This is a genomic window from Mycolicibacterium vulneris, from assembly GCF_002104765.1.
GTDB classification, from domain to species: Bacteria; Actinomycetota; Actinomycetes; order Mycobacteriales; family Mycobacteriaceae; genus Mycobacterium; species Mycobacterium vulneris.
In genome coordinates this window covers 1-13,381 of record NZ_NCXM01000012.1, presented here as the reverse complement: position 1 = coordinate 13,381, position 13,381 = coordinate 1, and the positions used below count along the sequence as shown (strand labels likewise).

Sequence of the window (13,381 nt, the reverse complement as noted above, 5' to 3'; positions counted from 1 at the left end):
GGTTTGAGGCTCAGTCGCCCACGAAGCTCGGCATCTGCGTCTCGACCTTCTCCACGGGCTGCGCGGCTTCGAGTCCCAAGCCGTCGGGGGTGACCCGTGCGATGCGCGACTCGATGTCGTACGGCACGATGATGGCGGTCGCGTTCCGGATGCGGCTTACCGCACGGGCCATCCTGTCCGCGGTGCGGTCGTGCAAGAACCGACCCAGCAGCGGCGAATATGTCCGGCGCGGCAACAACACCGTCACCCTGGTATCCGGATGCTCGGTGAGCACCCGCACCACCAACTCGTGCGCGGCCCGGCTCAGATGACGATCCGGGCAGTTGATCAACTTGAGCGGGATGTCATGCTCGAAGCGATCCCAGCGCTCCCGCAGGGACATCGCGCGATCGGCATCGATCACAAAGTGCACCGCGGTCAGCTCATCGGCCTGCAGCCCGCTACCGACACGGACGGCCTCGATCTCGGCGAGGTCGATGGTGTCCACGAACACCAGCACCTGAAGCCGCGGGTACCGAGCCAGGTCGACCGGTACCGTGCGCGATGTCTCCAGAACCGCCGCCTCGTCGCGGTACTTCTTGTTGAGCTTCATCAGGGCCAGCACCAGCAGTGGGAAGATGACCACGATGAGCCAGGCGCCTTCGGTGAACTTGGCCACCACGAAGATGGCGACCACAACCGTCGACAGGATCCCCGCCGACAAGTTGACCGCGAGCTTGCCGCGCCAGCCCGGCCCGCGCCGGGTCCGATGATGCTTGGCCATGCCGAAACCGGCCATCGCGAATGCGGTGAACACACCGATCGCGAAAAACGGCACCAGTGCGCTCACCTTTGCCTCGGTGACGAGAAGCAGCACCACGGCCAGCGCCGTGAGGGTCAGGATGCCATTGGAGAACACCAGCCGATGGCCGCGTTTCGTCAGCGGCCGCGGCAGAAATCGATCCTCGGCGACGAAACTGGCCAACGCGGGGAAACCGTTGAAGGCGGTGTTGCAACCGGTGAACAGGATCGCCGCCGTCGACGCCTGCACCATGAAGTACAGGATCTTGCCGACCACGCCGTCGCCGAAGACGGCACGGGTGATCTCCGACAACATCGACGGGTATTCGTCGAGGTAGGGGACGGCGTGGGTGACGTGCGCCAACCAGGCCACACCCGCCAGTAGGAACCCGAGCATGCACGCCATCGCCGTGAGCACGCGGCGGGCGTTGACGCTTTCGGGCTTCTTGAAGACGTTGAGGGAGTTGGACACCGCTTCGATGCCCGTCAGCGACGTGCCGCCGTTGGCGAAGGCGCGCAAGACGATCAAGACCGTCGCGCCCATCACCAGTCCGCCACCGTGGTGGACCGGTACCGCGCCGACAATGTGGTGCGGATCGTATTTCGGTAATCCCCAGAACATCTCACGAACGAAACCGGTCAGGATCGTCGCCGTGATCATGGCGACGAACGTGTAGGTCGTGATCGCAAACATCCGGCCGGAGCGCCGGAGCCCGCGCAGGTTGGCCAGACCTATGAGCACCACTGCGGCCACGGTGATTTCCAGGTGGTAGGGACGAAGGGGCGGGATCGCCGAAACCACCGCCACCGTCGCGGCGGCGGGCTGCACCGCGACCGTCACCACGTAGTCGATCAACAGGGCCGCCGCGGCGACCTGCGCGATCCTTGGGCCGAAGTTGTCCCGCGCGACCATGTACGAGCCGCCGGAACGGGCATAGACCATGACGACCTGGCGGTACGACACCGACACCAGCGCCAGGATCACCAGGATGACACCGGTGATCGGAAGCAACAACGCAAATGCCGCCATCCCGGCCGCCGGGAGCAACTCGATCATGATCTGCTCGGGACCGTACGCGGTCGAGGAGATCGCATCGGGCGCAAGCGCCCCGAGCGCAACCGGAGTCGCCAGCCTTTCCGCGTCCAGCTGATCGGTAGTCAGCGGCTTTCCGAGGAAGAGCCGCTTGCACTTGTCGGTAAACGAGAGCGGTATCCCGCTCAGCGGTTGGGTCACAATATCCCTCCTCGAGGGCTCAAAACGATGCGATTGCGGGGGCCGGCCCCGTGCGGCTCGGGGCTGGATCGCGCTATTCGGCCCGGGTGGTCTCCGCAATACGGGATTCGATGTCGTAGGGCACGATCTGGGCAGCCGCACCCGGAATCCGACTGACGGCACGGGCGATCTTGTCGGCCGTGCGGTCGTGCAACAGCCGGCCCACCAGAGGCGAATACGTCCGCCGCGGCAACAACACTGTCACCCTGGTTTCGGGATGTTTGTTGAGCACCTCCACCACCAACTCGTGGGCGGCTCTGCTCAGGTGGCGATCCGGACAGTCGACGACCCGCAGCGGGGTGTCGTGTTGGAATGCGTCCCACCGCTGCTGCAGCCGTGCAGCGTGATCGGCGTCGATCACCAGGTGCACGGCGGTGATCTCGTTTGCGTGCAGTCCGTTTCCGTAGCGCATGGCCTCGACCTCCGCAAGGTCGACGGCATCGACAAAGACAAGGACCCGGTGCTTCGTGTATCGGCCCAGGACGGGAGGTTCCGTTCGCGACATCTCCAGAACCGAGGCCTCGGCACGGTACTGCCGGTTGAGTCGCATCAGGGCAAACACCAACAACGGAAAGACAACGACGATCAGCCAGGCGCCTTCGGTGAACTTGGCCACCGCGAAGATGGCGACCACGACCGTCGACAGGATCCCCGCCGACAAGTTGACCGCGAGCTTGCCGCGCCAGCCCTGTCCGCGATGGGTCAGATAATGCTTGGTCATGCCGTAGCCGGCCATAGAGAATCCGGTGAACACCCCGATGGCGTAGAACGGCACCAGGGCGTCGACCGAGCCGCCGGTGATGATGAGCAGTGCCACGGACAGTGTGGCGAGCGCGATGATGCCATTGGAGTACACCAGCCGGTGGCCCCGTTTCATCAACGGGCGCGGCAGGAAGGCGTCCTCGGCCACAAAGCTGGCCAACGCGGGGAAACCGTTGAAACTGGTGTTGCCGCCGGTGTAGAGAATCGCCGCGGTCGCCGCCTGCAGCACGAAATACAGGGTTTTGCCGATCACTCCGTCACCGAAGACGGCCCGGGCGATCTCCGACAACATCGACGGGTATCCGTCGATGTAGGGGGTGGCGTGGGTGACGTGTGTCAGCCAGGCCACCCCGGCCAGCAGAAACCCCAGGATGCAGGCCATCACGGTCATGACCTTGCGCGCGTTGATGCCCTCGGGCTTGCGAAGGCTGTTGACCGTGTTGGAGATGGCCTCCACTCCCGTCAGCGAGGAGCCACCGTTGGCGAAAGCGCGCAGCACAATGAGGACCGTCGCTCCCATGATCAGCCCGTTGCCGTGATGGATCGGCACCGCGCCGGCGAGGTGTTGGGAATCGTAGACCGGCAGGTTGCCGCACAGTTCGCGGATCACCCCGACGACGATCGTGAGCGAAACCATGGCAGTGAAGGCGTAGGTGGGCAGCGCGAACCGCACCCCGGCCTCGCGCAATCCACGCAGGTTGGCAAAGCACATCAGCAGCACCACGCCGACCGTGATCTCCAGGCTGTACGGGCCCAGGACGGGTATCGCCGAGACCACCGCCACCGTGCCGGCCGCGCACTGCACCGCCACGGTGACCACGTAGTCGATCAGCAGCGCCGCGGCGGCGACCTGGGCCACCCGCGGGCCGAAGTTCTCCCGCGCCACCACGTAAGAGCCGCCGGACCGCGTATAGACCATGACGACCTGGCGATACGACGCGGCCACGAGCACGAGAATCAGTAGAATGACGCCGGTGATCGGAAGCAACAACGCGAACGCGGCCATCCCCGCCGCCGGCAGCAACTCGATCATGATCTGCTCGGAGCCGTAGGCGGTCGACGAGATGGCGTCCGGTGACAGCACCCCGAGCGCGACGGGGTTGGACAACTTCTCGTGCTCGAGCTGAGACGTGATCATGGGCTTGCCGAGGAGTCCCCGTTTCCATACGTCAGAAAAAGACGACCACGCTTTGTGCTCGCGGGCCTTTTCGTCAGCCAAAGATGTCGTCACAACCCATATTCCTTACCCCGCAGATGCGTGAAACCTAGATGCAAAAAGTCCGCCGAAAGCCTAACTGCCGCAAAGTGCCCGACGCTTCCACGAGACGGCAGAGACAGTAGATTGTCAGCAATATTCCCAGGACATTCCCAGGTAGTTGATTTGGACGTAACACGATGTAACACACCGTAACGCCAGAAGCCACAGGGTCCCAAAGCCGTTGTGATGCAAAGCACTTAGGCACTTAGCACCTTTACATATCGCCACTACCTGCAGCTATGCCGTCAGCGCCCGGCATGCCCGGACTGACCGGCCCGAGCAATGAAACCGTGATGGTCCAGATTGGCTGCATCGCATCAGTTTTGGTTGCAATACGACGCAAACCCTCCCGACCGGCTCGCGATGAATTCAGCGGAAGTAATGGTTAACACAATCGCGGGTTGTAAATATTTGAGTTCCACTTTGCTTCAAGCAGTTTCAGCGTCGCCAGGCACCAGTCAACCCGCTGCCGATCGACCGAAACGGATCTCTCGCCTTGGCGATGTCCCAGAATCTGCTGTTAGTATTCCGTGAAGGCCGTTGACATGCCCATTTTCGTGGAGCATCGAACGGCATTCGAGCCACGGCGGTGTCAGCAAAGGTGTGGTTTACGGCATAGACCCGCACCCGCAATCACTGCGTATTCCAGAACAGGAGCCGACCCCATGAGCCAGTGCATCATCGTCAGTGGTGATGACGCGCTGGCGACGACAATCGTCGAGGAGCTTAAACGAGCGGGCGCGAACGTCGCGAGACTCCTCGGCTCGGAGCTTGCCGGCGCCCGCGTCAAGACCGAACTCGCCCGGGCCGGGGTGGCCGACGCGGCCGCCGTCGTCTGCGCCGGAGACGACGATGCGACAAACCTGGAAATCGCGCTGCTCGCCCGCAAGGCCAACCCGCGCATCCGCGTGGTGGCGCGGGTTGCCAATGACGTGCTTCGGGAGGCTGTCGCCGTCGACGACGGTCCCAGCACGATTCTTGGCGTCGCCGATCTGGCGGCGCCGGTCGTCGTCGAGGCATGCCTCGCCCGGACTACGCACCCCTTCGAGGTGTCGGGCATCGAATTCGTGGTCTTCGGCGCCGCGGCACCCTTCGATGCGTCGCTGCGCGAAATCTACGGCGATCTCGCCCCGGTGGCGGTGGTCAACCGGCAGGATGCCGCCAACCCCGGTGAGGTGGTCCCGTGCCCGGGACGGGATATGCACGTGCATGCCGGCGACTGGACGGCGATGATCGGCACCACCGAGGAGGTCGCCTCCTGCGGCGTCAACCTCCCGCGTAGTCAGGACAGAATGCGTGCCCGCCAGTCCCGACTGCGTCGGTTCCTGTATGCGGCGCGGGCCCTCCCCAGTGAGGTCAACCCCGCCTTCTACCCGGTGATCGTCGCCCTGATCATCCTGGTCGTCGGCTCGACGACGTTGCTGCATTTCTCCTACACGCACCCGGGGATGTCCTGGACCGACGCGTTCTACTTCACCAATGAGACGATCACGACGACGGGCTACGGCGACTTCAGCTTCGCCAAGCAGCCGACCTGGCTGCGGCTTTATGCCGCCTTGTTGATGCTGGGCGGTGTAACCACCACCGCTCTGCTTGTCGCCTTCGTTGCCGACGTCCTGCTGTCTCGCCGATTCCTCGCGCTGTCCGTGCGCCCGCGTGCGCGCCATCTGCGCAATCACTTCATCGTCGTCGGGTTGAGCGCGCTCGGAGTCCGTGTCGTCACCGATCTGACGCAAGCCGGGTATGACGTCGCGGTCATCGAACGCGACCCGAACAACCCGTTCCTGTCGACGGCCGCCGACCTCGACGTGCCGGTCATCTTCGGGGATGCGACGTTGCGCCCGGCGTTGGAAGCGGCCCGTGTCGACACCGCCCGCGCGGTAGCGGTGCTGACTCGCGACGACATGGTCAACATCGAGACGGGCATCGTGATTCGCGAGATGCTGAGCGCCCAACCGGCACCGGGCGGCAACCGGTGGACAAAGGTTCCGCTCGTGCTGCGGGTCTACGACCATGACCTGGGATCCGCGGTTGCCCAGCGATTCGGTTTCGAAAACGTGCGGTCCACCGTCGAATTGGCCGCACCGTGGTTTATCGGCGCCGCTATGGGTCTGCAGGTGCTGGGAACGTTTTCGGTGGAAAACCGTTCGTTTTTGATCGGCGGAATGCATGTGCAGCCCGGCAGCGAACTCGACGGCATGCAGATGTTCGAGGTGTCGACGCAAACTCGGGTCATCGCCATCACGCGGCACGATGCGCCGGTTCGGCTGCACCCGCGGCGCGATGCCCGGCTCAGCGCCGGCGACACTGTTTATCTCGTCGGTCCATACCGAGAACTCCTGGCCACCCTGCGCAAAGGACAGCCATCTCAGCAGCCGGTCGAAGATGACCAGCTGGCCGACGAACGCTCGTGCGAATGTCAAGAGGTAAACGTCGGACTGAAGACGTAGCGGAGATTCCAGGAAACAGTAATTGCGACAATGGGAGTCGCGAGTTTCTGCGCGCTCGAACGACCCGAACAGGGTCGTGCGCAGTCCACAGATGTCAGGGGGAAGCCCGTGTTGTCGTGGCCGTACAGCCGGTACGGCACACCGGGGTGGCCGGAGTGGGCCATCCGGTGGCGTTCGAATAGGGCTGGCGCATGATGGAATTCGGGGCTCTACCGCCAGAAGTCAATTCCGGCCGCATGTATGCCGGCCCCGGTTCGGGACCGATGCTCGCCGCTGCCGAGGCATGGGAAACGATAGCCGCGGAACTGCATTCGGCGGCGAGCTCTTATGAATCGGTGGTCTCGGGGCTCACCGCGGGACCATGGCTCGGCCCCTCATCGGCGACGATGGCCGCCGCGGCCGGCTCCTACCTGGCGTGGATGAGTAGCACCGCCGCACAGGCCGAGCAGACGGCCGGGCAGGCCAGGGCGGCCGCCGCCGCCTACGAAACGGCCTTTGCGGCAACGGTTCCGCCACCGGTGGTTGCGGCCAACCGTAGCCAACTGGCGACGCTCGTTGCCACAAACCTATTGGGGCAGAACACCCCCGCGATCGCGGCCACCGAGGCGCAGTACAGCGAAATGTGGGCCCAGGACGCGGTCGCGATGTACGGCTACGCGGGTTCGGCGGCAGCGGCGACACAGCTGACCCCGTTCAGTCCGGCACAACAGAACACGAATTCGGGTGGACAGGCGGGCCAGGCGGGCGCGGTCACTCAAGCCGGCGAGCTGGCGGCCGGAAACACGCAGGGCGCGGTCTCGAATGCCTCGCTTTCCTCGCTGCCGGATGGCCTGACCGGCGCGACGTCCGCGCTCGGCGTGTCAACACCGCTGGACTTGTTGGACCTGGGTGCCGATGGAATCGCCTACGGACTAGACGCCCCGATGGCCCCGCTGGGAGCGATATCCCTTCCCATCGACCTCGTTGGCGCGCAGACCGGTATCCACACCGATGACATCGTCAGCGGCTGGGACGCCGCGGGAACCTCGCCTGAGGCCATGGTGAGGAGCGTGACACCGGCCGCGCCGGCGACAACCGCGAACGTGGTCTCCAGGGCGGTGTCGGCGGGCGTGGGTGAGGCGAATACGGTCGGCGCGCTGTCGGTGCCACCCACCTGGACCGCGGCGACACCCGCGGTACGCCCGATAGCGCTGGCATTGCCGGCCGCACCCGCCGGCATCGCACAACAGGCGATGACACCCAGTTTGGGGAGCTCGTTCGGTGAGATGGCCATGGCCGGCACGGCCGGACGCGCCATTCGCGACGGCTTCGGCCCACGCGTCCGCGAGCCGCGCGACGCGAATCGGGTTGAGGTCCGGGCGGTCAGCGCCGCGGCCCCAAGAGTTGGGGATGAAGAGGCGAGCGGGGAGAACGAACCACGCACCGTGGTGACGGGAATCGCCGCCGAGATACGCGAGTTCGCCAGGCTGCGCGACGAGGGCCTGATATCCGACGAGCAATACGCCGAGCAGCGCGATCGGTTGCTCGGGTTATAACGGCGAGTTACCACTCGTCGTCACCTTCGCGCAGCAGCCTTTCCGGTGTCGGCTCGGGTGTTTTGCGGGTGGCCCCAGACAGAAAACGCGCCGATGAAAGTTTTGAAACTAAAGCGGCGCAAGTGTTCTCGTCAGAAATCGAGCCCTGAGAACATCATCCGGTTGGGATCGTACTTCTGCCGGACGGTAGTCAGCCGCGACAGGTTCGGGCCGTAATAGCGGGCCGGCGTGGGGTTGGGCTCCAGGTAGTTGACGTAGCCACCGACCGAGAACTGTTGCACCGCTTGATGTGCGCCGCCCAGCCAGGTGGTCGCGGCGGCGACCTGGTTGCCGGCGGGTTCGACATACCACTGCACCACCGCGGACTGGGTGCGCCACGGAAACGCGGTGTCGCCCGGGGCCACATCGGCCACCGCGCCACCCAGCGGATCGATCAGGACCGAGGCCTGCCCCGCCCCGGAGGCCGGCCACTGCCCGGCCGCGGTCGCAATGGCATGGGCCGCAGCCGAAGTCATCGGCCCGATCACATCGGAGCCGGCCACGAAGCCGCGCGCCGGACTGTTACCGCTGCCGCCGGCCAGGTAGGTGACCAGGTCTATGTGGCTCAGCGTCTTGTTGGTCACGGTGCTAGGCGCCAGCCCGACCGCCGACTTGAGGGCGTCCGCCACGGCGGAGCCGGTGCCGGCCGGAGATGTCGCGAGCACATGGCAATTGGCCTGCGCCGAACCGACCGACAAATCGACCATCCCCCACGTGTTCCGGTCCGCACCCGCCAGCCAGGACTGCCAGCCCGTGAGCACCTGCACGGCCGCCGACGGCGGGAAGTCCAGCCGGACCAGGTCGCTGTCGGCGGTCGCGAAGGTCGCGAACGTCATCGAGGTCGTCACCCCGAAATTGCCGCCGCCGCCACCGCGCAACGCCCAGAACAGATCCGGGTTGTCATTGGCCGACGCGGTGACCACATCGCCGGTGGGCAGAACGACGGTCGCGGATTGCAGCGCATCGCAGGTGAGTCCGGCACGCCGGGCGTCGGCTCCCACCCCGCCGCCCAGCGCGAGTCCCGCCATGCCGACGGTGGGACAGGTGCCGGTGGCAACGGCGCGACCCGCGCCGGCCAAAGCCTGGTGCACCGCATACAGATTCGTCGCCGGGGTCACCGTGACGTTGTTGCCGTCGAAGTTCGCGCCACCCGGAAGGCCGCGCAGGTCGAGCACCATGGTGCCGTTCGCGCCGGACGCGCCGACATACGAGTGCCCACCGCCGCGCGGGGCGATCTTGAGGTTGTTGGTCTTCGCGAATGCGACCGCCTGCTGCACGTCGGCCTGCGACGAAACCCGCACTACTGCAGCGGGATTGGAGTGGTTATAGAACGAGTTGAAAACCTGTTTGCCGGCAGAGAATTGGGCGCCGTTGGCCGGCAACAGCACGCTGCCGCCAATGGACGAGGCCAGGCCGCCCCACCCGGCGGCGGGGTCGGCCGCCGCCGGTGCGGCGCCGAACACCGCTCCCGTCGCCAACGTGACGGCGCCGCGCAGAAACGTCTGGCGCGAGATCTCATGGCTGGTCGGACGGCTGCGATTAGTCGTCATGCGCGCAGATTCTGCTTCACCGCGCGCCGAGAAGCCCGGTACCGCCGCCCGTGTTCACATCACAGTGTGGCGTCGATCCGCCACCCGGCCTTGCGCAACCGGGCCGCGTAATAACCGACACCGCCGACGCCGCGACCTCGCGAAACGCTTATTGTGCGAACCTTAACCCCACCGTGTTGCAAACGTGACAGTGATAGCTCAGAGTTCGTAGGCGTGATTCGAGTGCCTCAGACGCACTCCATGGCGGACGGGGAGGCTGCGTGAAGGCATTTGCACGAACTCATCAATGGATCTGGGTTTTGCGACATCAGCCCTTCACCATCCGCCTGCTGGCCGCTGCCGCCGGCCTGCTGACCGTGGCTTCCGCGTTCGCGGCGCCGGCCGAAGCGAACGGGAACGGCGATGACTTCATCGACGCGCTCAACCACGCGGGCATCGATTTCGGCGAGCCCGGAAACGCGATGTCCGTCGGCGAGTCCGTGTGCCCGATGCTGTCGCAGCCGGGTGGCAATTTCGCCGCCGTCGCGTCCAGCGTCGCCGGCCGGGGCATGTCACCCACGATGGCGCGCATGTTCACCACGATCGCGATCCAGACGTACTGCCCCGAGGAGATGGCGAACATCGCCAACGGCAACCTCGCCGGCGCCATGCCACCGGGCATGGCGGGACAGATCCCTGGCATGGCGGGTCAGGTTCCGGGGATGGCGGGACAGATCCCTGGCATGACGGGACAGATCCCGGGAATGGCAGGCCAACTGCCGGCGATGGCCGGGCAGGCCCCGGCGCTGCCGAGGTTTTAGCGGGTGCCCAACGGGTCGATGGTCCACGCGATGTAGAACATCGCCGCCCCGACCGTCGCGGTGGTCATGAAGTCGATTCCCTTGCCGCGCACCACCAGAAGGCCGGCCCGGTCCTCGGACAACACCAGCCGCAGCAGCGCCGCCACACCGACACCGATACCGATCAACAGCGAACCGCGACGCCAGAAGTTGGCCCCGACCAAGGCCAGTGCCGTCGCAAAGATCAAGCCTACCAATAGAATCGGCCATTGAGCCCGCAGCACGGTGCGCGCGGTCATTGCCGCTCGGCCAGCTCGACGACGTTGGTCAGCAGGAACGCACGGGTCAGCGGTCCCACGCCGCCGGGGTTCGGCGACACGTGGCCGGCCACCTCCCACACATCCGGATGCACGTCGCCGGTGAGCTTGCCGTCCACCCGGCTGACCCCGACGTCGAGCACCGCGGCGCCCGGGCGCACCAAGTCGGCGGTCAGCATGTGCGGCACCCCGACGGCCGCGACGATGATGTCGGCCTGCCTGGTCAGCGCCGGCAGATCGCGAGTCTTGGTGTGGCACAACGTCACCGTGGCGTTCTCGGAGCGGCGGGTCAGCAGCAGCCCCAGCGGGCGGCCGACCGTGACGCCGCGGCCGATGACGACCACGTGCGCCCCGGCGATCTCAACGTCGTAGCGGCGCAACAGATGTACGATGCCGCGCGGGGTGCACGGTAGCGGGGCCGGGTTGTTGAGCACCAGCCGGCCGAGGTTGGTCGGGTGCAGCCCGTCGGCGTCCTTATCCGGGTCCACCCGCTCCAGCGCCGCGTTCTCGTCCAACTGCTTGGGCAGCGGCAACTGCACGATGTAGCCGGTGCATTCGGGATTGGCGTTGAGCTCGTCGATGGTCTCGTTCAGCGTGGCGGTGCTGATGTCGGCGGGCAGGTCGCGGCGGATCGAGGTGATGCCGACCTTGGCGCAGTCGGCGTGCTTACCGCGCACGTATGCCTGCGAGCCGGGGTCGTCGCCCACCAGGATGGTGCCCAGGCCCGGGGTGCGGCCCGCGGCGGTCAACGCGGTCACCCGCTGTTTGAGGTCGACGAAGATCTCGTCGCGGGTGGCCTTGCCGTCCAGCGTGATTGCTCCCACGCTGACAGTCTGGCAGACATCGATGATGGCGACCCGCCACGCCCGGCTCCGCCGCGCTTGCGATCGCCATTAGGCTCCCGGTATGTCTACCCCTCCGGACGTGTTCAGCCTCGCGAAACTCGGTCCGATAACGCTGCGTAACCGCACCATCAAGTCCGCCACCTTCGAGGCGCGCACGCCCGAGGCGCTGGTGACCGACGACCTCATCGAATACCACCGGCTGCCGGCCGCGGGCGGGGTCGGCATGACGACCGTCGCGTACTGCGCCGTCTCCCCCGGCGGCCGTACCGAGGGCAACGGGATCTGGATGCGACCCGAGGCCGTGCCCGGATTCCGCCGGCTCACCGACGCGATCCACGCCGAGGGCGCCGCGGTCAGCGCGCAGATCGGCCACGCCGGCCCGGTGGCCAACGCCAAGTCCAACAAGGCGAAGGCACTGGCGCCGGTCCGGTTCTTCAATCCGATCGGGATGCGATTCGCCAAGAAGGCGACCCGCGAGGACATCGACGAGGTCATCGCCGGGCACGCCAACGCCGCCCGGCTGGCCATCGAGGCCGGCTTCGACGCCGTCGAAATTCATTTGGGCCACAACTACTTGGCGAGTTCGTTCCTGTCCCCGCTGATCAACCGCCGCGACGACGAGTTCGGCGGATCGCTGCAGAATCGGGCGAAGGTGGCCCGCGGCATGGTGATGGCCGTCCGGCGCGCGGTGGAAAAAGAGGGCACGCCCATCGCGGTGACCGCCAAGCTGAACATGGCCGACGGGGTGCGCGGCGGCATCAACACGGAGGAATCGCTGACCACCGCCAAGTGGCTGGAGGAAGACGGCGGGCTGGACGCGATCGAACTCACCGCGGGCAGCTCGCTGGTCAACCCGATGTACCTGTTCCGCGGCAACGCACCGCTCAAGGAGTTCGCCGGGGCGTTCAAGCCGCCGCTGAGCTGGGGCATGCGCATGACGGGCAAGAAGTTCCTGCGTGAGTACCCCTACCGCGAGGCCTATCTGTTGCGCGACGCCAAGCTGTTCCGCAACGAGTTGAAGATGCCGCTGATCCTGCTCGGCGGCATCACCAACCGGGAGACGATGGACCTGGCGATGGCGGAGGGATTCGAGTTCGTCGCGATGGCCCGGGCACTGCTGGCCGAGCCGGATCTGATCAACCGGATCGCCGCTGATGGCGCCCAGCACCAGGTGCATTCGGCGTGCACACACTGCAACCAGTGCATGCCGACGATCTACACCCGAACGCACTGCGTGGTGACCGGCGCGCCCGACGCCGCAGGCGCTCAGAGCTAAACCATAGGGCTGCAAGCTACAGTTGTGGCGATGTCAGCACCAGCCCCGCCAGCGCTAACCGTCCATCACGAAGGATCGGAACGCACCTTCGCAGCGGGCCACGATGTAGTAGTCGGGCGCGATCTGCGAGCGGACATGCGTATCACCCACCCGTTGATTTCGCGTGCCCACCTGCTGCTGCGTTTCGATCAGGGCAAGTGGCTGGCCATCGACAACGGTTCGCTCAACGGCACTTTCGTCAACGGCCGGCGCGTGCCGGTGGTCGAGATCCACGACGGGCAGACCCTGAACATCGGAAACCCCGACGGACCCCTGCTGACCTTCGACGTCGGGCGCCACCAGGGCATGGCCGGACGCCCGCCACGCACCGAATCGATGGGCATCCCGATGGCTGCCCCGCCGCAGGCCGCGGCGTGGTCGGCGCAGCCGGGCCCGCCCGTCGCCCCGCCACCGCCTCCGCCGCCCGGGCGCACGCCCAACTGGGCGGCGGAGGCGGTGGCGGGGCGACGGGCGGGCC

Annotated in this window: 10 protein-coding genes; 5 read left to right on the top strand and 5 right to left on the bottom strand. The window is 66.2% G+C overall.

Translation table 11 applies throughout. The features are described 5' to 3' along the window. Window positions 1–10: 10 nt before the first annotated feature. Entirely contained in the window at window positions 11–2,017 is a 2,007-nt protein-coding gene (locus tag B8W69_RS13070; protein ID WP_085290362.1) for an APC family permease, read from the bottom strand. A gap of 70 nt (window positions 2,018–2,087) precedes the next feature. Then, window positions 2,088–4,034 carry an APC family permease gene (locus B8W69_RS13065; RefSeq protein WP_439330610.1) on the bottom strand — a complete coding sequence of 649 codons (1,947 nt, stop codon included), beginning with the start codon at window positions 4,032–4,034 and terminating at the stop codon, window positions 2,088–2,090. A 704-nt stretch (window positions 4,035–4,738) separates the two neighbouring features. On the opposite strand from B8W69_RS13065, the gene B8W69_RS13060 reads away from it, so the two are divergent. Together B8W69_RS13060 and B8W69_RS13055 are read left to right on the top strand one after the other, a co-directional pair. Continuing rightward, a complete protein-coding gene (locus B8W69_RS13060) occupies window positions 4,739–6,523 on the top strand; it encodes an NAD-binding protein (RefSeq protein WP_085290230.1) in 1,785 nt (594 codons plus the stop codon). Window positions 6,524–6,717: 194 nt separating this feature from the next. Further along, a complete protein-coding gene (locus B8W69_RS13055) occupies window positions 6,718–8,058 on the top strand; it encodes a PPE family protein, SVP subgroup (protein WP_085290229.1) in 1,341 nt (446 codons plus the stop codon). A 131-nt stretch (window positions 8,059–8,189) separates the two neighbouring features. On the opposite strand, the gene B8W69_RS13050 is transcribed toward B8W69_RS13055, so the two are convergent. Beyond that, window positions 8,190–9,647 carry an FAD-dependent oxidoreductase gene (locus B8W69_RS13050; RefSeq protein ID WP_085290228.1) on the bottom strand — a complete coding sequence of 486 codons (1,458 nt, stop codon included), beginning with the start codon at window positions 9,645–9,647 and terminating at the stop codon, window positions 8,190–8,192. 260 nt (window positions 9,648–9,907) lie between these two features. On the opposite strand from B8W69_RS13050, the gene B8W69_RS13045 reads away from it, so the two are divergent. Further along, the gene (locus tag B8W69_RS13045) at window positions 9,908–10,447 is read left to right on the top strand and encodes a DUF732 domain-containing protein (protein ID WP_085290227.1); all 540 of its coding nucleotides are present in this window, start codon (window positions 9,908–9,910) and stop codon (window positions 10,445–10,447) included. On the opposite strand, the gene B8W69_RS13040 is transcribed toward B8W69_RS13045, so the two are convergent. Further along, on the bottom strand, window positions 10,444–10,725 hold the full coding sequence (locus tag B8W69_RS13040; protein WP_085290226.1) for a DUF3017 domain-containing protein: 282 nt from the start codon (window positions 10,723–10,725) through the stop codon (window positions 10,444–10,446). The two genes, B8W69_RS13045 and B8W69_RS13040, sit on opposite strands and share 4 nt — an antisense overlap. After that, window positions 10,722–11,567, bottom strand: a complete 846-nt coding sequence (locus tag B8W69_RS13035) for a bifunctional methylenetetrahydrofolate dehydrogenase/methenyltetrahydrofolate cyclohydrolase (RefSeq protein ID WP_085290225.1) — start codon at window positions 11,565–11,567, stop codon at window positions 10,722–10,724. Before B8W69_RS13035 ends, B8W69_RS13040 begins: the two co-directional genes overlap by 4 nt. An 82-nt stretch (window positions 11,568–11,649) precedes the next feature. Between B8W69_RS13035 and B8W69_RS13030 the strand changes: the two genes are divergently transcribed. Further along, window positions 11,650–12,864 (top strand): NADH:flavin oxidoreductase, encoded by a 1,215-nt coding sequence (locus B8W69_RS13030; RefSeq protein ID WP_085290224.1) that lies wholly within the window; start codon window positions 11,650–11,652, stop codon window positions 12,862–12,864. Between the two features lie 30 nt (window positions 12,865–12,894). After that, window positions 12,895–13,381 (top strand): FHA domain-containing protein (locus tag B8W69_RS13025; RefSeq protein WP_133057997.1); only part of this gene is annotated, 487 nt, incomplete at its 3' end.